This window comes from Bradyrhizobium lablabi, from assembly GCF_001440475.1.
GTDB classification, from domain to species: Bacteria; Pseudomonadota; Alphaproteobacteria; order Rhizobiales; family Xanthobacteraceae; genus Bradyrhizobium; species Bradyrhizobium lablabi.
Map to the genome: position 1 here is coordinate 36,047 of NZ_LLYB01000090.1, position 18,600 is coordinate 54,646.

At 62.9% G+C, this 18,600-nt stretch carries 19 protein-coding genes; 12 read left to right on the forward strand and 7 right to left on the reverse strand.

The genetic code is table 11. From position 1 onward, the window contains the following. Nucleotides 1–31 precede the first annotated feature (31 nt). On the reverse strand, nucleotides 32–340 hold the full coding sequence (locus tag CQ14_RS43885) for a hypothetical protein (RefSeq protein WP_156435421.1): 309 nt from the start codon (nucleotides 338–340) through the stop codon (nucleotides 32–34). 434 nt (nucleotides 341–774) lie between these two features. Between CQ14_RS43885 and CQ14_RS26080 the strand changes: the two genes are divergently transcribed. Continuing rightward, nucleotides 775–2,031 carry an aminopeptidase gene (locus CQ14_RS26080; protein ID WP_057860697.1) on the forward strand — a complete coding sequence of 419 codons (1,257 nt, stop codon included), beginning with the start codon at nucleotides 775–777 and terminating at the stop codon, nucleotides 2,029–2,031. Here CQ14_RS26080 and CQ14_RS26085 read toward each other — a convergent pair whose 3' ends face one another. The 3 genes from CQ14_RS26085 to CQ14_RS26095 form a co-directional block, all read right to left on the reverse strand. After that, nucleotides 2,032–3,084, reverse strand: a complete 1,053-nt coding sequence (locus tag CQ14_RS26085) for an amidohydrolase family protein (protein ID WP_057860698.1) — start codon at nucleotides 3,082–3,084, stop codon at nucleotides 2,032–2,034. It abuts the gene before it with no gap. A 52-nt stretch (nucleotides 3,085–3,136) separates the two neighbouring features. Further along, nucleotides 3,137–4,138, reverse strand: coding sequence for an alpha/beta fold hydrolase (locus CQ14_RS26090; protein ID WP_156435423.1), 1,002 nt, complete (start codon nucleotides 4,136–4,138; stop codon nucleotides 3,137–3,139). Between the two features lie 129 nt (nucleotides 4,139–4,267). Then, nucleotides 4,268–5,083, reverse strand: a complete 816-nt coding sequence (locus CQ14_RS26095) for an MBL fold metallo-hydrolase (RefSeq protein ID WP_057860699.1) — start codon at nucleotides 5,081–5,083, stop codon at nucleotides 4,268–4,270. Between the two features lie 148 nt (nucleotides 5,084–5,231). On the opposite strand from CQ14_RS26095, the gene CQ14_RS26100 reads away from it, so the two are divergent. From CQ14_RS26100 to CQ14_RS26110, 3 genes are all read left to right on the forward strand, one after another. After that, the gene (locus tag CQ14_RS26100) at nucleotides 5,232–6,170 is read left to right on the forward strand and encodes an alpha/beta fold hydrolase (RefSeq protein ID WP_057860700.1); all 939 of its coding nucleotides are present in this window, start codon (nucleotides 5,232–5,234) and stop codon (nucleotides 6,168–6,170) included. A gap of 138 nt (nucleotides 6,171–6,308) precedes the next feature. Continuing rightward, complete coding sequence (locus tag CQ14_RS26105) at nucleotides 6,309–6,983, forward strand: hypothetical protein (protein WP_156435425.1); 675 nt, start codon at nucleotides 6,309–6,311, stop codon at nucleotides 6,981–6,983. A 106-nt stretch (nucleotides 6,984–7,089) separates the two neighbouring features. Beyond that, nucleotides 7,090–8,061, forward strand: coding sequence for a Bug family tripartite tricarboxylate transporter substrate binding protein (locus CQ14_RS26110; protein ID WP_057860702.1), 972 nt, complete (start codon nucleotides 7,090–7,092; stop codon nucleotides 8,059–8,061). A gap of 35 nt (nucleotides 8,062–8,096) precedes the next feature. Here CQ14_RS26110 and CQ14_RS26115 read toward each other — a convergent pair whose 3' ends face one another. Continuing rightward, nucleotides 8,097–9,008: a LysR family transcriptional regulator gene (locus CQ14_RS26115; RefSeq protein ID WP_057860703.1), complete on the reverse strand. Its 912-nt coding sequence runs from the start codon at nucleotides 9,006–9,008 to the stop codon at nucleotides 8,097–8,099. Nucleotides 9,009–9,078: 70 nt separating this feature from the next. On the opposite strand from CQ14_RS26115, the gene CQ14_RS26120 reads away from it, so the two are divergent. From CQ14_RS26120 to CQ14_RS26135, 4 genes are all read left to right on the forward strand, one after another. Beyond that, nucleotides 9,079–9,708 (forward strand): HAD-IA family hydrolase, encoded by a 630-nt coding sequence (locus CQ14_RS26120; RefSeq protein ID WP_057860704.1) that lies wholly within the window; start codon nucleotides 9,079–9,081, stop codon nucleotides 9,706–9,708. Between the two features lie 80 nt (nucleotides 9,709–9,788). Continuing rightward, nucleotides 9,789–10,679 (forward strand): tripartite tricarboxylate transporter substrate-binding protein, encoded by an 891-nt coding sequence (locus CQ14_RS26125; RefSeq protein ID WP_199805618.1) that lies wholly within the window; start codon nucleotides 9,789–9,791, stop codon nucleotides 10,677–10,679. 2 nt (nucleotides 10,680–10,681) lie between these two features. After that, on the forward strand, nucleotides 10,682–11,812 hold the full coding sequence (locus CQ14_RS26130; protein WP_057860706.1) for a DSD1 family PLP-dependent enzyme: 1,131 nt from the start codon (nucleotides 10,682–10,684) through the stop codon (nucleotides 11,810–11,812). After that, entirely contained in the window at nucleotides 11,802–12,194 is a 393-nt protein-coding gene (locus tag CQ14_RS26135) for a RidA family protein (protein ID WP_057860707.1), read from the forward strand. The genes CQ14_RS26130 and CQ14_RS26135 overlap by 11 nt, the downstream gene beginning before the upstream one ends. A 116-nt stretch (nucleotides 12,195–12,310) precedes the next feature. Here the strand turns inward: CQ14_RS26135 and CQ14_RS26140 are convergent, their stop codons facing one another. Beyond that, nucleotides 12,311–13,834: a hypothetical protein gene (locus CQ14_RS26140; protein ID WP_057860708.1), complete on the reverse strand. Its 1,524-nt coding sequence runs from the start codon at nucleotides 13,832–13,834 to the stop codon at nucleotides 12,311–12,313. Further along, entirely contained in the window at nucleotides 13,831–14,583 is a 753-nt protein-coding gene (locus CQ14_RS26145; protein ID WP_057860777.1) for an ABC transporter ATP-binding protein, read from the reverse strand. The genes CQ14_RS26140 and CQ14_RS26145 overlap by 4 nt, the downstream gene beginning before the upstream one ends. Before the next feature lie 286 nt (nucleotides 14,584–14,869). Here CQ14_RS26145 and CQ14_RS26150 point away from each other — a divergent pair, with 286 nt between their 5' ends. Genes CQ14_RS26150 through CQ14_RS26165 form a run of 4 tightly spaced genes read left to right on the forward strand, consistent with a single transcriptional unit; the run spans nucleotide 14,870 to nucleotide 18,441 of the window. Beyond that, complete coding sequence (locus tag CQ14_RS26150; RefSeq protein WP_057860778.1) at nucleotides 14,870–15,745, forward strand: branched-chain amino acid ABC transporter permease; 876 nt, start codon at nucleotides 14,870–14,872, stop codon at nucleotides 15,743–15,745. Further along, the gene (locus CQ14_RS26155) at nucleotides 15,745–16,896 is read left to right on the forward strand and encodes a branched-chain amino acid ABC transporter permease (protein ID WP_057860709.1); all 1,152 of its coding nucleotides are present in this window, start codon (nucleotides 15,745–15,747) and stop codon (nucleotides 16,894–16,896) included. The genes CQ14_RS26150 and CQ14_RS26155 overlap by 1 nt, the downstream gene beginning before the upstream one ends. Continuing rightward, nucleotides 16,893–17,651, forward strand: coding sequence for an ABC transporter ATP-binding protein (locus CQ14_RS26160; RefSeq protein WP_057860710.1), 759 nt, complete (start codon nucleotides 16,893–16,895; stop codon nucleotides 17,649–17,651). The genes CQ14_RS26155 and CQ14_RS26160 overlap by 4 nt, the downstream gene beginning before the upstream one ends. Before the next feature lie 10 nt (nucleotides 17,652–17,661). Next, nucleotides 17,662–18,441 (forward strand): ABC transporter ATP-binding protein, encoded by a 780-nt coding sequence (locus CQ14_RS26165; protein ID WP_057860711.1) that lies wholly within the window; start codon nucleotides 17,662–17,664, stop codon nucleotides 18,439–18,441. Nucleotides 18,442–18,600: the final 159 nt, after the last annotated feature.

An 18,600-nucleotide genomic window follows, 5' to 3' on the forward strand; every position in this document is an offset into this window, starting at 1 on the left:
GCCCGAACACGCACCGAACATGCGAAGGGCATCAGCGATGCGCATTCACTCCGGTGATGGCGAGACCAGACCACGTCCGAAGCGCAAGGGGCTGTTTGTGCGCATCCTCGAGGCATTTCACCGGTCGCGGCGCCGCGAAGCGATCCGGGTGTTGCGCCGCTACCGCCATTTGGCCGCCGGACAGGCGCAGGTTCGTCCTGCCAAGCCAGCGCCGGAATCCCGCCGGACCGAAAAGAGCAGCCGAAATGCCCACGGAAATAACGCGCCCGTCCACGCCGATCGCAAAACGCAGCGGAACGGCGGGACGCAGTTCGCATGACGTGACACCGACGAGCCTCATTGCGCTAGCCGTCACCGCCATTCTAGTGGCGGTTCTCCATGTCGCCGGAAGCGCCATGCTCGATCGTTCACAGGCGCATGCGCCGATGGCTGCGATGGACGACGAAGCGAAATGCCTGGAGGATACGCCGCCGCCGGCAAGGTCATTGCCATTTGACTAGCCGATTGTCGTGCGCGGCATGCCGAAGAATGACCAGCGCGGGCTGGTGCAGCCGTTCATCGCCATCATGCAGGTATTGGCTCAGCCTGCCGGCGCTGTTCGCCGGTTCCCTGCTCGGCATTGTTGCATTCCGGAACATCAACGAGATCGGGTTTCGCCGGACCATACTTGTGCTATTGCTGTTGTCAGGCGCTTCGCTCGCGTTGGCGTGATCGTGCGATCACGGCCGAAGGCGGCGAAGCCGAACAAATCCTTTAGCATTGGCCGAAAGAATCATGACCGCACTTCAGCGCAACGTTTCCGCCCCGATCGATCCCGTAAAACTCGACCGCCTCGCCGAAGTTGCGATCAAGGTCGGCTTGCAGTTGCGGCCGGGACAGGACCTGCTGGTGACCGCGCCTTCGGTCGCGCTGCCGCTGGTGCGCCGGATTGCCGAACATGCCTACAAGGCCGGCGCGGGCATCGTGACGCCGTTCCTGTCGGATGAGGCGATCACGCTGTCGCGCTATCGCCACGGCCACGACGCGAGCTTCGATCGCGCCGCCAACTGGCTTTATGAGGGCATGGCGAAGGCATTCACCGCCAACACCGCGCGCCTGGCCATCGTCGGCGACAATCCGATGCTGCTGTCGGGCGAGGATCCGGTGAAGGTGGCGCGCGCCAGCAAGGCCAATTCGATTGCCTATCAGCCGGCGCTGGAGAAGATCGTCAATTTCGACACCAACTGGAACATCATCGCCTATCCGAGCCCGTCCTGGGCGAAGCAGGTTTTCCCCGACGTCCCGGAGGATGTCGCGGTGGCAAAACTGGCGGATGCGATCTTTGCGGCATCCCGCGTCGATCAGGACGGCGCCGTCGCCGCATGGGAAAAGCACAACGCGGTGCTGCGCGAGCGGACCGAATGGCTGAACGGCCAGCGTTTCCACGCGCTGAAATATTCCGGACCCGGTACCGACCTGACCATTGGTCTTGCGGACGGCCATGAATGGGAAGGCGGCGCCTCGACCGCCAAGAACGGCATCACTTGCAACGCCAACATCCCGACCGAGGAAGTCTTCACGACGCCGCATTGCCGTCGCGTCAGCGGCCATGTCGTCTCGTCGAAGCCACTGTCCTACCAGGGTACACTGATCGACAACATCCAGGTGAAGTTCGAGGAAGGCCGCATCGTCGAGGCGAAGGCCTCGCGCGGCGAGGAGGTGCTGAAGAAGGTGCTCGACACCGACGAGGGCGCGGCGCGGCTCGGCGAGGTGGCGCTGGTGCCGCATTCCTCGCCGATCTCCAAGAGCGGGCTGCTGTTCTTCAACACGCTGTTCGACGAGAATGCCGCTTCGCACATCGCGCTCGGCCAGTGCTACTCGAAATGCTTTGTGAATGGCGACAAGCTGACACCGGAGCAGATCGCGGCCCAGGGCGGCAACAAGAGCCTCATTCACATCGACTGGATGATCGGCACGGCCGAGACCGACATCGACGGCGTCCACGCCGACGGACGCCGCGTCCCGGTCATGCGCAAGGGCGAGTGGGCGTGATCAGTCCAGCCTGAGCTTGTAGAAGTCCGTCGCTGTCTTGGAGAACAGCGCGGTCTTCTCGGCTTCGCTGTATTGCGCGGCCAGCCGCTTGAAGGCGTTGAAGATCACCTGATAGCTGCACTGGCCCTTATCCGGCGGAAAATTGCTCTCGAACATGCATCGATCGGGTCCAAAGGCCTCGATGCAGGTTTCGATATAGGGCCGCCATGCGGCCGCGGCTTCCTCGGATGACGGCGGCTTCGGGCGCTGGTGAAAATCATAGCCGAGCAGGCACATCGCAAGCCCGCCTAGCTTGACCACGACATTCGGGCATCGCGCGATTTCCTGGATCGAGGCTTTCCATTCCGGAAAGACCTCCTCGCGCCGTCCGGCAAAACGCCCGATGCCGACCGGACCGCCGCAATGATCGAGCACGATTTTTGTATCGGGGAAGGCGCGGGCGAGATCGGTGAGTTCGCCGATCTGCGGATGAAACAGCCAGGCGTCGAAGCTCAGGCCAAGTTGCGCGAGGCAGGCAAAGCCTTTGCGGAACGTGTTGTCGAGCAACAGCCCCTGCGGCCGGGTCGCATACATGCCGGCGACGTTGGGATCGGCATCCCATGCCGACGAGTGCCGGATGCCGCGGAAGCGGCCGTTGCCGGCGGCGATCTCCGCTTCGAGCACGGCTTTCGCGCCTTCGCCGAGCAGGAGATTGACGTGGCTGACGATGCCGGCGCAGATCGCAGCCTTGCCATAGCCGCCGCTCACCGCCATGGCAGCTACGCCATTGGCGAACTCGACCTCGCCGACCGGGCGAAACGCTTCGGGCCCCTGCGCGCGGTACATCGAGCGGCAATCAACATAGACAGTTGCGATGATGTTATGGCCGGAGGCGATGTCGGCGGCCATCTCCTCGATCATGTAGCGCAGGCCGCCGCGATCCCAGAGATGGTGATGCGGATCGACAATCGGGCGGGCGGGATCGATGATCTCCTCGGTGTGTTGCGCCAGCCAGCCTTCGCGCGGATCGGCATAGAGCCCGCTTCTGGAGGCGGGTGCAGTGCTTGCGGCCATAAGTTTCGCTCCTTTGATTTCTTGTTTGTTGGTAGCCGCTGCCGTGAACGCCTCAATCCGGCAGGCCGCGGATGAAATCGATGATGGCGGCGCTGACCTCGCCTGGGCGCTCCTGTTGGGTCCAGTGTCCGCAGCCGGGCAGAATTCGCACGTCGCGCAGCGTCGGAACGAACTGCCTGAGATTGGCGATATGCTGCTCGATGCCAGGGGGAGCGGCCATCACCATGTCGTGGTCGCCGGCGACAAAGAGCGCGGGGACCTTCACCGTGACGCCGGTAAACGCTGCCATCAGCTCCCAATTACGGTCGAGGTTGCGATAATAGTTGAGCGGGCCGCGGAAGCCGGTGCGTTTGAATTCGCCGGCATAGAAATCGATGTCAGCGTCGGTGAGCCACGCAGGCAATGTCGGCGGCAATACCGGTTCACGCAGCCAACTACCGTTGCGCGGCACCATGCCGGGCGTGCCTACTTTATCACCGCGGGCGACGGCCGCGCGAAACGCGGCGGCGCCTTCGCCTGATATACCGTAAAGCGAGCTCAGCACGGTGATCCGCGGATCCCGCTCCATCTCGGCCTCGGCTACGCCGGGCTCCTGGAAATACAACTGGTAGAATTGCGCGTCCGCGGTCTGCGGCATCATGCTGGTCGGGCGCGCCGGGCCGCGCGGCCGAAGCGGCATGCTGAGGCTTGCGACGGCGCGGAAGCGGTCGGGACGAAGCCGCGCCGCCTGCCAGGCGATCTGCGCGCCCCAGTCGTGGCCGACGATAACTGCCGTCGGCGCTTCGAGGGCATCGAGCAGCCCCACGAGGTCGCCGATCAGATGGAAGATCGTGTATTGATCGATGGCTTCCGGGCGGTCGCTCTTGCCGTAGCCGCGCATATCAGGCGCAACGGCGTGGAAGCCCGCTTCCGCCAGCGCGGCGATCTGATGCCGCCAGGAATACCAGGATTCAGGGAAACCGTGGCATAGCAGCACCGGGGGTCCGTTCCCCTGCTCGGTGATGTTGAGACGGATGCCATTGCTCTCGACCAGCCGCTGCGAAGGTGCGCTCAAGTTTCTCTCCCCGTGCCTATTGTTGTTCGTCATTGCGAGCGCAGCGAAGCAATCCATCTCTCTGCCTGCTGCACTATGGATTGCTTCGCTTCGCTCGCAATGACGGCCGCAGGCTTTCGCACTTACGTTTCACACCCCATCCAGAATAATCACCGTCGGCGTGCCCGGCAGCGTCTCGCGCGAAATCTTCAACGTCCGTTCGCTCCGCTGGTCGATCGTGAATTGCTGCCCGATCAGGCGCATGAATTCGTCGAGCGGGGTGGCGAAGCGGTGCATCGGCAGCACGATCGAGGAGCGCAGCCGCCGCGTGATCTCGGAGACGCCGTCGAGCGACATCGTATAGGTGCCGTCGATCGGCACCATCACGATGTCGAGCCGGCCGATCGCCGCGAAATGCGTCTCGTCAAGCTTGTGATGCAGATGCCCGAGATGGCCGATGCACAGGCCGGCTACCTCGAAGATGAAGATCGAGTTGCCGTCCTTGAGCATTGCGCCGGAGCCCTCGCCATAATAGCGGCGAATGTCGGTCGGCACGTTGCGGATATAGACATCGCCGACACGCGTCGAGACATGCGCCGCCTGTCCGTTCTCGCCCCAGCCATGCAGGACATGCGGAATCTTTGGATCGGGAAATAATGTGTAATGCGTCGAATGCGCGCGGTTCATGGTGACGACGTCGGGTAGCCGTCCGGTCCGGTAGGCGCCGTTGAAGTCGGTTCCGATCCGCACGCCGCCGGGCGTGTCGATGTAATAGGTGGAATGCCCGACGTAGGTGATCGCGACTTCCTCGGCCTTGGCGGCGGTGCGGCGAAGGCCGACCGGGGTCGCGCGCGGCGGCGCGTTCGCCATCGCCAGGCACTCGCTGCGCAGTGGTTGTTGCTGAGCGGCCGCCGGGACGATCAGCGAACCGAGGAGGGCGAGGGCAACGGCAAGTGATCGCAGCATGAGATGACCCATTCTCGCGGCAAAGGCGCGACACTGTATCGTCGAATTTTGCAGCCGTCATGATGACATTGGCGCACAGCTCTGCGCCGGAATTGCTTCATCGGCAGGCCGCCATGTCCTATGGTGAAACAAAACCAGGGAGGTCGCCGTGACCGAAAACGCCCCCGCTGCGCGCGCCCCGTCGTCGAAACGCCTCGAACCGTTGCGGCAGGTCGATGCTGGCCCGCTCAGCATCGCCTACTACGAGGCGGGTCCCGCCAATGGACCGGCCGTGATGCTGATGCACGGCTTTCCCTACGACATTCATTCCTATGTCGACGTCGCGCCGCAACTGGCCGCCGAGGGCTGCCGCGTCATCGTTCCCTATGTGCGCGGCTACGGTCCCACCCGGTTTCGCGATGCCACGACGCCGCGCTCGGGTGAGCAAGCGGCGATCGGCTCGGACATGATGGCGCTGATGGATGCACTTGGCATCCGCCGCGCGGTGTTCGCGGGCTATGACTGGGGCGGCCGCGCAGCCTGCGTCGGCGCGGCACTATGGCCGGAGCGTTGCATCGGGCTTGTCAGCGTCAATTCCTATCTGATCCAGGATATCGCCAACGCGATGGTACCGATGCGTCCCGAACGCGAGGTGGCGCTGTGGTATCAGTATTACTTCCAGCTTGAGCGCGGCCGCGCCGGGCTTGCCGCCAACCGGCGCGAGATCGCGAAAATCCTGTGGGCGCAATGGTCACCTAACTGGGCATTCGACGATGCCTGTTTCGAGCGGACGGCCGTCGCGTACGACAATCCCGATTACGTCGATGTCGCGATCCACAGCTATCGCCATCGCTTTGGTCAGGCCGAGGGCGATCCGCAGTATGCCGACATCCAGCGCCGGCTGGCTGCGTTGCCTGTTATCATGGTGCCATCAATCACGCTCGACGGCGCTGGCGACGGCGTCATTGCGGCCACCGACGGCACGGCCAGCGCGCCGAAATTCACCAGCCGCCGCGACCATCGCGTGCTCGCGGGCATCGGACACAATCTGCCACAGGAAGCGCCGGAGGATTTTGCGGCGGCAGTGATGGAGTTGATCAAAGTTTAGGCGATGTCCGATACTGTCGACCGTCGCCGCCGTCTGCTTCTCGGTGCAGCCTCGTCGGGAATCGCGGGCAGCGATGCTTGCCCGAAAGTGGGACGCTGCCTATTCTCGCCATAGTCCACGGACCTCAGGGGGCACGGCGTGATCCGCAAGGCAAGTTTGACAGCACTCGTGGCTGTGTCGCTGCTGGGTGCCATCAATGGATTCGCCGTAGCACAGCCTGTCAGTGGCGGACTTTGCCGGCCCGTTCAGGAACGGACGGCGGAAATCGGATGCTGGATACTGGGACATATTTCCGTCGGACAATTCACCACGCCGGCGGCCGCCTGGTATCTGCACACGTTTAAAGACCGGGCGAGCGCGGAGGCGAACAAGGGGCCACGCGGGATCGTCATTGAAGCCTTCAGCAAGGTTTGGCTCTTCACGGCCGAAGAGACGGGATGGAGGGGGCCTGGCGGAGGCGAACTGCACCTTGCGATTGGCCCGCTGCCCGTCGCATCCGCTACCGACTATTCGGCCCAGTTCATGGAAGCCGTGTTCATACCGGGAATGGCGTCGGCCGCGCATGTGCATAGCGGGCCGGAGGCATTCTATACGCTCGAAGGCGAGACCTGTCTGGAAACGCCGGCGGGCGTGCAAGTCAGTCAGGGCGGCGGCCCGCCCGTCATCATTCCCGATGGGCCGATGCACCTGACGGCGACCGGAACCGCGCTTCGCCGCGGCTTCGTTCTCATCTTGCATCGGACCGGACAACCCGCGACGACGCGCATCCACGACTGGGTGCCGAAGCAGCTTTGCAAGGCGCGCTCACCTTAAGGAAAAGCGCAGGTCGACTTTGCCGCATGGCAAGCCGTTCCGAAAACCGTCATCTTCGCCGCGCAAGTCCTCTTCAGAAGGACAAAATTTTACGGGGCGGAATTCCATGGCAAAGCGTCACGTCTTGCTTGCGATCGTCTTCGCATCCTTCGCTCTTGTCGCACCAGCCCCGGCCGAGGAATTTCCGAACCGTCCGATCACCTGGGTCGTGCCGTTCGCGCCAGGCGGCATCACCGACACGACATCGCGCATCGTCGCCGAGGAAATGTCGAAAACGCTCGGCCAGTCTGTCGTGATCGACAATCGCGGCGGGGCGGGCGGAACGGTCGGCACCGAACAGGTGGCGCGCGCCAAACCCGATGGCTACACGATGATCTATGGCACGCAGGCCACGATGGCGGCTAACGTCTCGCTGCGCAAGAACCTGTCCTACGATCCGCTGGCGAGTTTTGTGCCGGTGCACCTGGTCGGAGAAAGCCCGAATCTCTTCGTCGCCTTTGCCGGCGCGCCGTATAATTCGGTGCCGGAGTTCATCGCCTATGCCAAACAAAATCCGGGCAAGGTGTCCTTCAGTTCGGCGGGTGTCGGCACTGCGACGCATCTGGTCGCCGAACTGTTCAAGACGGTTGCCGGCATCGAGATGCTGCATGTGCCCTACAAGGGCAGCGCACCGGCCTTGAACGATCTGATCGCAGGGCGCATCGATGTGATGTTCGATTACCCGGTTTCCGTCGGCCCGCATGTTGAGGCCGGCAAGTTGAAGGTGCTGGCGACGACCGCACCGGAACGCCTGCGTGCATCCCCGAACGTGCCAACGATGGTCGAGCTCGGCATGAAGGAGATGACGACCCAGAGCTGGTCGGGCCTCATGGTGCCGGCGGGAACGCCCGCGCCCATCGTCGACCGGCTGGCGGAAGCCGCGCATGCGGCGCTGACATCCGAGCGCGTGCGCACGCATTTCGAAAAATTCGGTACCCGCCCGATGATGCTGCAGAAGGCCGAGATGATCCCGTTCATCGAGAAGGAGATCAAGCGCTGGGGTGACGTAATCGAGCGGGCCGGGCTGGAGAAGCAGTAGGTTCCGTGCGGTCCGAGTAGCGGTTGGTCACACTGTCAAATACTTCGCCAAGGCGGCTTCGGTTGAAAGCGGGTCTTCAGGCTTTCAACAAAATGCGAAACACGAGCTGACACCCCGCGACGCGTTGGCACCAAAGCCAGAATGTCGGCCCCTTCGAACTCATATTCAACAAACAGCCGCCGCAGTTCGCCGCGTTTGACGGATGGTGCCACGTCCCATTCAGACCTGAGAGCGATGCCCAGCCCCGCGACGGCCCACTCGCGAACAACCTCGCCATTGTTGCTCGTGAGTGCCGGACTTATTCGAAGCGCCTCCGATCGCCGGGATGATGTGCGGCTGCTTTTGTAGCGCCACAGCGTGACGTCCTCTTCGCTTTCGCGAACGGAGAGACAGGCATGCTGCGCCAGCTCTCGAGGGTGTGACGGCGTTCCGCATCGTCGAAGATAGCTGGGACTGGCGCATACCCAGCGCGCGTTGCGGGCAAGAAGATGAGCAACCCACGAGGAATCCCGGACTGTTCCAATATGGATGACGACGTCAGCCTCGACATTGCTGTTCCAGGGCGTTTCGGAAAGATCCAGCGTCGCACGCACTTGCGGGTGGTCGCGGATGAATGCCGCCATGACGGGCGCGACATGGATCCTGCCGAAACCAAACGGCGCGACAACCCGCAAGGGGCCGGCAAATGCGCCACCGCTGAGACTGTCCGCCAGCCCATCGACACGCGCCAACAGCGACTGGGCTTCATGGACAAGTTGTTCGCCTTCCGGCGTGAAGCGCAGCCCCCGGGAGTTGCGAACGACAAGGTTGACCCCGAGAACGGCCTCCAGCTTTTTCAATCGCATGGAAAGCGCCGGCGGCGTGACATCGAGCGCCCTCGCCGCCGCGCTTAGCGAGCCGGTTCGGCTCAGGGCCACCACGAACCGCAGATCCTCAAGCGCGATCATTCAATTTTCCTGAAGGGAAGAGGTAGTCATACTTAAACACAACTGATCACTGGGGTGATAGAGGTTTGGCATGACCATGCCACGCGCCGTTCTTTTCGATCTTCTCACCGCGCTCCTCGATTCCTGGAGCGTCTGGAATGCCTCCGCCGGATCCGAAGCATCGGGCCGGGCCTGGAGGGCCGAGTATCTCCGCCTGACATATGGTTGCGGGAGTTATGTCCCGTATGAGGATCTGGTCCGCCAGGCTGCGCGCGCGACCGGTCTCGCTTCGTCGGTGGCAGACGCCCTCGAAGCAAATTGGCAAACCCTACCGGTCTGGAGCGGCGCGCAGGCTGCGCTCGACCGGTTGGCCGGACGAACGCACCTGGCAGTCGTTACCAATTGCTCGACGCGCCTTGGACGAATGGCCGCTGCCCGTCTCCGCACGCAATGGGATGTCGTGATTACCGCGGAGGAGGCCGGCTTCTATAAGCCTGACACCCGCCCCTATCGTCTGGCCCTGGACAGGCTGGGCGTGTCGGCCGCGGACGCAGCGTTTATCGCAGGCTCCGGCTACGACCTCATCGGCACCTCCGCTGTCGGACTGCGCACCTACTGGCACAATCGCGTGGGCCTGGCGCGCCCCGATGGCGCACCCGTAGCCGAGAAAGAGTCTGCGAACCTCGATGATCTCATTCCGTGGCTGGAGCATTTTTCATGATATCTCGCGCGTTGGCGGCCTTGCTCGCGATCGCATTGAACATCTCAGCGGCAACGGCTCAGGGGTTTCCCGAGAGGCAGTTGACGCTGATCGTTCCGTTTCCCGCCGGGGGCCCGAGCGATGCGCTTGGCCGGGCAGTGGCTCAGGCCATGGCTGCCCACTTGAAGCAATCCGTCATCGTGGAAAATATCGGCGGCGCCAGCGGCACCATCGGCCTGACCAAGTTGCTAAAGGCGCCTGCGGATGGATACTCGCTCGGCTTTGGCACCATCGGCACACATGTCGCGAATGTCGCGCTCTTCAAGCGCCTGCCTTACGACCCTGTCGCCGACTTCGAGCCTGTGGGCCTCGCTGGGATGGCCTCCACGCTTCTTGTCGCAAAGTTGGACTTGCCGGCATCCAATCTGCAAGACTTCGTCACCTATGCCCGTGCCAACCGCGAGAAACTCACCTACGGCAGCGCCGGCGTCGGATCGATTTCGCATTATGCCTGCGTTCTGCTGCTGTCGAACCTGAAACTGAACATCACTCATGTTCCATATCGCGGCGTTGCCCCGGCGATGAACGATCTCATGGGTGGTCACGTGGACTTCATGTGCGACCAGACCACCACCGCGCTACCCCAAGTGCTTGGCGGAACGGTCAAGGCAATCGCAGCGCTGAGTGATCAGCCTCTTCAGCAGGCGCCTCAAGTGTCCACTGCCGCTGCGGCCGGCTATCCGGGTGTGAACCTCCGCTCCTGGAACGCGATCTTCGTGCGGAAGGGAACGCCCGCGCCGGTGCGTCAAAAGTTAAATGACGCCTTGCGTGCAGCACTCGCCGACCCGGACGTCATGCGGCAAATGACGGCAGTTGGTGTCGAGCTGCCACGGGGAGCGGATCTCGAGCCCGGCGCCGTCAGTGCGATGATCGCTCAAGGCCTGGAGCGCGACGTGCCAGTGCTGCGCGCCAAGGGCGAATATCTGGACTAAGCATGACATCTCTCTCGGATATCGAAACGCCCGCTGCCGTCGTCGACGTCGTGCGCACGCAGCGTAATATCGCCCGCATGCAGGACCGGATGAACGCCTTGGGCGTCAGTTTCCGTCCCCACGTCAAGACGACCAAATGCGTCGCCGTTGCCGACAGGCAGCGCGCCGCGGGCGCGAACGGCATCACCGTCTCGACCCTGCGCGAAGCCGAGGAGTTTTTTGCCGCGGGCTACGACGACATTCTCTACGCGGTCTGTATCGCTCCGCACAGGCTCAGCCGGGCCCAAAGACTGCGTGATCAGGGTTGCCGTCTCAAAATTCTGGTCGACTCGGTCGAGGCTGCGCAAGCCGTCGTCGAGGCGCAGTCGCATCGCGATCCTTTCGAAGTCCTGATCGAGGTCGACACTGACGGGCACCGCTCGGGAGTGGGCCCAGAGGATGAGCGTCTCATCGAGATCGGTCGCATTCTTCACACCGGCGGCGCTACACTTTGCGGCGTTCTGACTCATGCCGGAAACTCCTATGAACTCGACGATCCCGAGGCCTTGGCGCGCTTGGCCGAGCAGGAGCGTGCCTTGAGCGTGCGCGCGGCCGAACGGCTTCGTGCTGCCGGCCTTCCCTGCCCGGTAGTGAGCGTCGGATCGACCCCGACAGCGCTGTCCGCCGGTGCCTTGGACGGTGTCACGGAAGTGCGCTGCGGCGTGTATGTGTTCTTCGATCTGTTCATGACGAATGTCGGCGTCTGCACGATCGACGATGTTGCCCTTTCCGTGCTGACGACCGTGGTCGGCCACCAGTCGGAAAAAGGCTGGATCATCGTCGATGCCGGATGGATGGCGATGAGCCGAGACCGCGGCACTGCTCGTCAGCGCCATGATTACGGATACGGGATCGCATGCGACTTAGGGGGGCGGCCGCTCAAGGAAGACCTGGTCATGATCGCGGCAAATCAGGAACACGGGATCCTCGCCGCGACGAACGGACGTCTCGTCTCCCTAGAAAATCGCTTTCCGATCGGCACACGACTTCGAATACTCCCGAATCATGCCTGCGCAACCGGAGCGCAATTCTCCGAATATCAGGCAGCCGCGGACAACGGCATCGAAACATGGCGGAGGTTTAATGGCTGGTGACATTGACTACCTGGAACCTCAGGGAATGGCGGCTCCTGGTGGGCACTACAGTCATGCTGTGAGAGCCGGTGCTTTTGTTTTTGTGTCTGGACAATTGCCGATCTCCGCCAGTGGTGCGAGGCTTGCTGACAGGGACTTTCAGACCCAAGTGCGTCAGGCATTAGCCAATCTCGCGACGGCCTTGGAGGCGGCAAACAGCGCTGTCGACAAGCTCATTCATGTTCGCGTCTACGTCACGGACATCAATGACTGGCCGGACTTCGACAAACTCTATTCCGAATGGATCGGCGTCGTCCGACCGGCCCGCGCGGTCGTTCCCGTCCCGACGTTGCACTACGGCTTTCGTGTCGAGATCGAAGCAGTGGCGGGCATAGCTCAATAAAAGCGAGATCAGCGCGCTACCTCGCCTGTAATGACCCGTTCGATATTGCGTTCGACCGGACTTATGCGAGGATTGTCACAGTTCGTCATGCCCGGCCATGACGACGGAGAGGGCGCTCAGTCCCGCCGCGGGCTGATCTTCCACGTTGCGGCGAGGATGACGACGGTTAGCGCACCGCTGATCACCGCCGCAACCGGGATCGTGACGGCGAGCGCGGCGGTCGCGGCCCAGCCGATCGAGCAGAAGGCTTCGGCGAAGGTCGCCAGCCGCGACGAGGTCTGGCGGCGGCGGAAGTGGCTGCGTTTGGCCTGCACGCGGAACCAGAGCTGGATCGCGGCGGCGGAGACGGTGGCGACGATGACGCCGAGCGCGGTGACGATCGCCTGCGTCATTGAGGCAAACGCAAGTGCGGCGAGCAGCGGCGCGAAGATGAAGCCGATTGCGATCAGCACCACCTCGATCTTGGCGCGGATCACGCGTGAGGGCGGCAGCGGTGCGGTCGCGACCAGGTCGGCAGCGTCCTCGCCTGATATCGTCAGCCAGGCGAGACCGCCGGCAAGCTGGCCCGCCGCCATTACGATCACGGGCGTGATCAGCACGATCGCAGCCGAGCTTTCGGAAAAGCTTCGCCACAGCATCAGGGCCGGCGGCACCAGATACAATAATTGCATCAGGCTCTGCGACAGCAGCCACGGATCGCGCCGCAGCAGCAGAAATTCCTTGGTGCGCAGCGCCTGTTGGCGCGAGCCGCCGCGAAACGCCGTTGCGCGCGGGCCGCGACGGACAGACCGTGCGGTTGCGGCGACACTGACGACGGTCTCGGCAAAATTTGGCGAGAAGGTCGCCATCACGGCGCCGAGCAGCAGCAGCCCGCCGGCCACCAGCCACGACAATACCATGCCGTCGCCGATTGCGCCGCGTGCGGGCCACCACAGCGGGCTGTCGAGATCAGGTGCATAGGCGGAAACCGCATCTGATGTCAGCACCGCAAAGCGGGACAATGTGCCGTAGGAAAGGATGGCTGCGACCTGAAGCGCGATGACGAAGCCGGCGCCGATGATGGCTGCCACGATCTGCGCGACGAGGCGGGTGCGGCTCGGGCCGATCAGCCTGAACAGCAGCACCGTGATCGCGATCGCAACGGCTGCGGCTGAAAGGCCGATGGCGATGACGACGCCGAACGCCGCGAGCCAGCGCGCGCCGCCGCCGATCACGAGAACGTCGACAAAGGGCGTCGACAGCAACAGCGCCATCCCGATGACCGACAGCGCGATTGCTGCGATCCGGATCGAGAACACGTTGGCGAGGTTGGCCGGAGACGACATGATGAGGTCGAGATCGGCGCGGGCGTAGAATACCCGGGTCACCGATTCGATCGCCTGCGACAGCATCAACGCCCAGGCGAGAAAGATGGTGGCAGTGATGACGATCAGCTCAGGCTTGTCGAGCGGGGCCTCCAGATCGGCGAAACGGCCGATCACCGCGTAGGCCGGCAGGTGCATGACGGCGGCAAACACGATCAAGGCGATGATCGCGCGCTTCCGTTTTCCTCGCCTGCCGGCGATCATCGCCAGCCATTCGCGCCAGGCCAGCCGGATTTCGTGCCGGGCAAACCAGGTGAGCGCTGTGGCCGAACTCATGCGGCTGCCGCCTCGGCATCGACGAGGGCGATGAACATGTCTTCGAGGCTGGTGTCGCCGCGGCCGTTCTGCTGGCGCAGTTCGGTGAGTGTGCCTTCGGCGACCAGCCGGCCTGCGGCGATGACGCCGATCCGGTCCGCCATCCGCTCGGCGACTTCGAGAATATGCGTCGTCATGATCACGGTGCAGCCGGAGCGCACGCGCTCCTGCAGCAATCCCTTGACGTGACGCGCCGACAGCGCATCGAGCCCGGTCAGCGGCTCGTCCAGGATGATCAGCCGGGGATCGTGTACCAGCGCACCGGCCAGCGCTACCTTCTGGCGCATGCCCTTGGAAAATCCCTCGCAGCGCTCGTGCTGATGCGGCTCCAGCCCGAGCGACGCCAGAAGCTGATGTGCGGAGGTTTCGGAAACCGTGGGATCGACACCCCAGAGGCCGGCGACGAATCCGAGATATTCCAGCGGCGTCAGCTTGTCGTAGATCATCGGCTCGTCGGAAACCCAGGCCATGATCTGCTTGGCGGCGACGGGATCGGCGAGCGCATCGATGCCCAGAATGGCGACGGAGCCGGCGTCGGGCTTGAGCAGGCCGGCGACCATGCGCAACGTCGTGGTCTTGCCGGCGCCGTTGGGGCCGAGCAGGGCATAGAACTCGCCGGTGCGAATAGTGAGGTCGAGCGCGTCGACCGCCGGGCGGTCAAAACGCTTCGTTAACCCTCGCACCTCGAGCGCCGATACATCCGCCTTCATGATTTCAGCACGATCCAGTTGTTCGTCGCGGACCATGAACCGAAGAACTTTCGGCGCGGTGAATCTGGTGCACCAAATCGCGCCAAACCCCGCAACTTCCCGGGCTGCGGCATTTCTCCGCAATTGTTAACGGCGCAGCACGCAGCGCTTTGTTGACAGCGCTCGACGCTTTGGGCTCAATGCAGCGGGACATGTGCGGCTGCTTCGTGGAATACCACGCAGCGTGTAGACACAAGATGCGGAAGAGGCGATCGACAGAATCGCCCGGCATCTGGGGAGGGAAATGATGCTGGACTTCGTTCAGCAGCTGGTGAGTGGCATCGCGCTCGGCTGCGTTTATGGCCTGATCGCGCTCGGTTTCGTGCTCGTTTACAAGGCAACCGAGGTCGTCAATTTCGCCCAGGGCGATTTGATGATGCTGGGCGGGTTCTTCGCCTTCACGTTCATCGGCATGCTTGGCCTCAACTACTGGCTTGGATTCGCTGGCGCGGTGGCGGCCATGGCGGCATTCGGCATGCTGGCGGAGCGCGTCGTCGTGCGTCCGATCCTCGGCTATCCGCAATTTTCCATCATTATGGCGACGATCGGGCTCGGATACTTCCTGCGCTCGGTGGTCGGCATGATCTGGGGCACCGACGATTTCAAGATCGAGACGCCGTTCAGCGAAGGCGTGCTGCGAATCGGTTCGCTGGTGCTGGCCTACGACAAGCTGTCGGTGATCGCAGCCACCATCATCCTTTGCGCGCTGCTGTATCTGTTCTTCAATCGCACCACGCTCGGCACGGCGATGCGCGCCAGCTCCGAGAACATGCTGGCTGCCTACTACATGGGCATTCCGGTCAAGCGCGTGGTGTCGATCGTGTGGGCGATCTCTGCGGCGGTTGCGACCGCCGCCGGCGTGCTGCTGGCGCCGATCACCTTCATTCATTCCAATGTCGGTCTGGTGCTGGGCCTGAAGGCGTTTCCCGCCGCAGTGCTCGGCGGCTTCGGCTCTATCCCCGGCGCCGTGGTCGGCGGCGTCTTGATCGGCGTGATCGAGAGCATGGCGGGCTTCTATCTGCCGCAAGGCTGGAAAGACGTCGCGCCCTACATCGTTCTTCTGGTGGTGCTGCTGCTCAAACCGGAAGGCCTGTTCGGTGTTCATACGCGGAAGAAGGTCTGATGCGATTTCTCTTCAAAACGGACTACGAAGACGACATCAAGCTGTTTCCGCACAGCGGCTACTACGTTTCCTACGGTATCCTGCTGGCGTTTCTCCTGATCGCGCCGTTCGTGCTGTCGAGCTACCTGGTCAGCCAGCTGGTGTTCGTCTGCATCTACGCTACCGTCGGCGTGGGCTTGATGATCCTCACCGGTTTCACCGGTCAGGCCTCGCTCGGCCATGCCGCGTTTCTGGCGATCGGGGCCTACACGGCGGCCTATCTGCAGCAATATAACGTGCCGTTTCCGGTCTACTTCCTGGCCGGCGGCCTGCTGACCGGCGTGGTCGGCGCGCTGGTCGGATTTCCGGCGTTGCGGCTGACGGGCATCTACCTCGTCATCGCGACGATCTCCTTTGCCTTCATCGTCGAGGAAGTGCTGGCGCGCTGGGAAAGCGTGACCCACGGCAACGAGGGCATGCGGGTCAAGACGCTGAGCCTGTTCGGGCAGGCGGTGCCGCAAAACGGCCCGACCTTCTACTATCTCTGCCTTGCCGTCCTGGTCCTCACCATCGTCGGCACGCTCAATCTATTGCGCTCGCCGACGGGACGCGCCTTCGTCGCGATCCGCGACAGCGAAACCGCGGCGCGCAGCATGGGCGTCAACGTCTCGCTCTACAAGGTGAAGTCGTTTGCGATCAGCGCTGGTATCACCGGCCTCGCCGGCGTGCTGTTCGCGCACAAGCTCTCCTTCATCTCGCCGGAGATGTTCACGCTGCAGCTCTCGATCGAGTTCATCATCGTGATCCTGATCGGCGGCACCTTCAGCCTGCACGGCGCGGTGCTCGGCGCGATCTTCCTGGTCATGATCGATCCGTTCCTGACCTATTTGAAGGACGACATGCCCGGTATCATCGCAGGGCTGGCCGCAACCTTCGGCGCCGACAGCATAACGGCCAACAAAATTCACGCCAACGCCGCCGCGATTGCCTCGGCCAACGGTCTCAAGGGCGCGATCTACGGCGTGATCATCGTGCTGTTCGTGCTGTTCGAGCCGCTCGGCCTCTACGGCCGCTGGCTGAAGATCAAACTCTTCTTCCAGCTCTTCCCGCTCTACAAGCGCGCCACCTTCAAGCGTCAGAAGATCTATGTGAAATCGGAGCGGAACCGATGAGCTATTTCCGTGCAGAAAACCTGTCCCTGCATTTCGGCGGCCTCAAGGCGGTCGATTCCGTCAGCTTCGCGGTGGAGAAGGGCGAGATCCTCTCGATCATCGGCCCCAACGGCGCCGGCAAGAGCTCGATCTTCAACCTGATCTCGCGGATCTACCCGCCGACCTCAGGCAAGATCTTCTTCGAGGACCAGGACATCACCGAGCAGCCGGCCTATGAGATCGCAGGCCTCGGCATCGCCCGCACTTTTCAGAACATCGAGTTGTTCGAGAATGCGACCATGCTGAGCAACCTCCTGGTCGGCCGCCACCGTCACTCCTCGACGCAACTCTGGCAGGAATTGCTGTTCCTGCCGAGCGTGCGCGCCGGCGAAAAGGTTCATCGCCGCCGTGTCGAGCAGGTGATCGAATTCCTCGACCTCGAAGCCTATCGCGACAAGCTGATCTCGGGTCTGCCTTACGGCGTCCGCAAGGTGATTGAGCTGGCGCGCGCGCTGTGCTCGGAGCCGAAGCTGATCCTGCTTGACGAGCCGTCGTCGGGATTGAACGTCGAGGAGACCGAGGACATGTCGTTCTGGATCCGCGACATGAAGAGCGAGCTCGGCATCACGGTGCTGATGGTCGAGCACGACATGACGCTGGTCAATCGCGTCTCCGACCGCGTGATTGCGCTCAACTACGGCCGGGTGCTCGCCATGGGCTCGCCGTCCGAGGTGCAGCGCCATCCCGACGTCGTCGCGGCCTATCTCGGCGCATGAGGATGATGCCATGAGCGCTTCCGACATCATCCTCAAGCTCAGTAATATCGAGAGCTATTACGGGCCGATCATGGCCATCCGCGGCATCAGCCTGGAAGTGCCGCGCGGCCGCATCGTCACCCTGCTTGGCGCCAACGGCGCCGGCAAGACCACCGTGCTCAAGACCATCTCCGGCATTCTCGATCCCCAGAAGGGCTCGATCGAATTCCTGGGTCAAGCGATCCAGCGCATGGAGGCCGACAAGATCGTGCGGCTGGGCTTGAGCCACGTGCCGGAGGGGCGCGAGGTGTTTCCGTTCCTGTCGGTGCGCGAGAACCTGATGATGGGCGCCTATCCGCGCAAGGATCGCGACGGCGTCGCCGAGGATCTCGACCGTGTCTACGGCTATTTCCCGCGGCTGAAGGAGCGCATCAACCAGCCCGCCGGGCAGCTTTCCGGCGGCGAGCAGCAGATGCTGGCGATCGGGCGGGCGCTGATGAACCGGCCGACGCTGCTGCTTCTGGACGAGCCGTCGCTCGGCCTGTCGCCGATCCTGGTCAAGGAGATCTTTACCATCATCAAGCGCGTCAACGAGGAGCAGGGGATGTCCATCCTCCTGGTCGAGCAGAACGCCAAGGTGGCGTTGGAGACGGCGCATTACGGCTACGTGCTGGAGATCGGCCGTGTCGTGATGAACGACACCTGCGAGCGGCTGATGAATTCAAAGGACATCCAGGAATTCTATCTCGGCGCCAAGGAAGAGGGCGCCCGCGGCGAACGGCGCTGGAAAAAGAAGAAAACCTGGCGCTAGAGCATGATCCGGAAAAGTGGACACCGGTTTTCCGGCAAGATCATGCTCAAGTTCAAAGATGTCGCAGTTAAGACCTTGGCGTTGCGAAGGAATTCGAGCTAAATTCGAGCGCTGCCTCGAAAGACAAGACCGGCTCAAGACCGGCGGTCGAGGCAGGCG

What these genes read in the sequence shown, in the direction of transcription:
- CQ14_RS43885 (WP_156435421.1), bottom strand. Translation starts at nt 340, where the DNA reads ATGAGGCTCGTCGGTGTCACGTCATGCGAACTGCGTCCCGCCGTTCCG.
- CQ14_RS26080 (WP_057860697.1), top strand. Translation starts at nt 775, where the DNA reads ATGACCGCACTTCAGCGCAACGTTTCCGCCCCGATCGATCCCGTAAAA.
- CQ14_RS26085 (WP_057860698.1), bottom strand. Translation starts at nt 3,084, where the DNA reads ATGGCCGCAAGCACTGCACCCGCCTCCAGAAGCGGGCTCTATGCCGAT.
- CQ14_RS26095 (WP_057860699.1), bottom strand. Translation starts at nt 5,083, where the DNA reads ATGCTGCGATCACTTGCCGTTGCCCTCGCCCTCCTCGGTTCGCTGATC.
- CQ14_RS26110 (WP_057860702.1), top strand. Translation starts at nt 7,090, where the DNA reads ATGGCAAAGCGTCACGTCTTGCTTGCGATCGTCTTCGCATCCTTCGCT.
- CQ14_RS26115 (WP_057860703.1), bottom strand. Translation starts at nt 9,008, where the DNA reads ATGATCGCGCTTGAGGATCTGCGGTTCGTGGTGGCCCTGAGCCGAACC.
- CQ14_RS26120 (WP_057860704.1), top strand. Translation starts at nt 9,079, where the DNA reads ATGACCATGCCACGCGCCGTTCTTTTCGATCTTCTCACCGCGCTCCTC.
- CQ14_RS26130 (WP_057860706.1), top strand. Translation starts at nt 10,682, where the DNA reads ATGACATCTCTCTCGGATATCGAAACGCCCGCTGCCGTCGTCGACGTC.
- CQ14_RS26135 (WP_057860707.1), top strand. Translation starts at nt 11,802, where the DNA reads ATGGCTGGTGACATTGACTACCTGGAACCTCAGGGAATGGCGGCTCCT.
- CQ14_RS26140 (WP_057860708.1), bottom strand. Translation starts at nt 13,834, where the DNA reads ATGAGTTCGGCCACAGCGCTCACCTGGTTTGCCCGGCACGAAATCCGG.
- CQ14_RS26145 (WP_057860777.1), bottom strand. Translation starts at nt 14,583, where the DNA reads ATGAAGGCGGATGTATCGGCGCTCGAGGTGCGAGGGTTAACGAAGCGT.
- CQ14_RS26150 (WP_057860778.1), top strand. Translation starts at nt 14,870, where the DNA reads ATGCTGGACTTCGTTCAGCAGCTGGTGAGTGGCATCGCGCTCGGCTGC.
- CQ14_RS26155 (WP_057860709.1), top strand. Translation starts at nt 15,745, where the DNA reads ATGCGATTTCTCTTCAAAACGGACTACGAAGACGACATCAAGCTGTTT.
- CQ14_RS26160 (WP_057860710.1), top strand. Translation starts at nt 16,893, where the DNA reads ATGAGCTATTTCCGTGCAGAAAACCTGTCCCTGCATTTCGGCGGCCTC.
- CQ14_RS26165 (WP_057860711.1), top strand. Translation starts at nt 17,662, where the DNA reads ATGAGCGCTTCCGACATCATCCTCAAGCTCAGTAATATCGAGAGCTAT.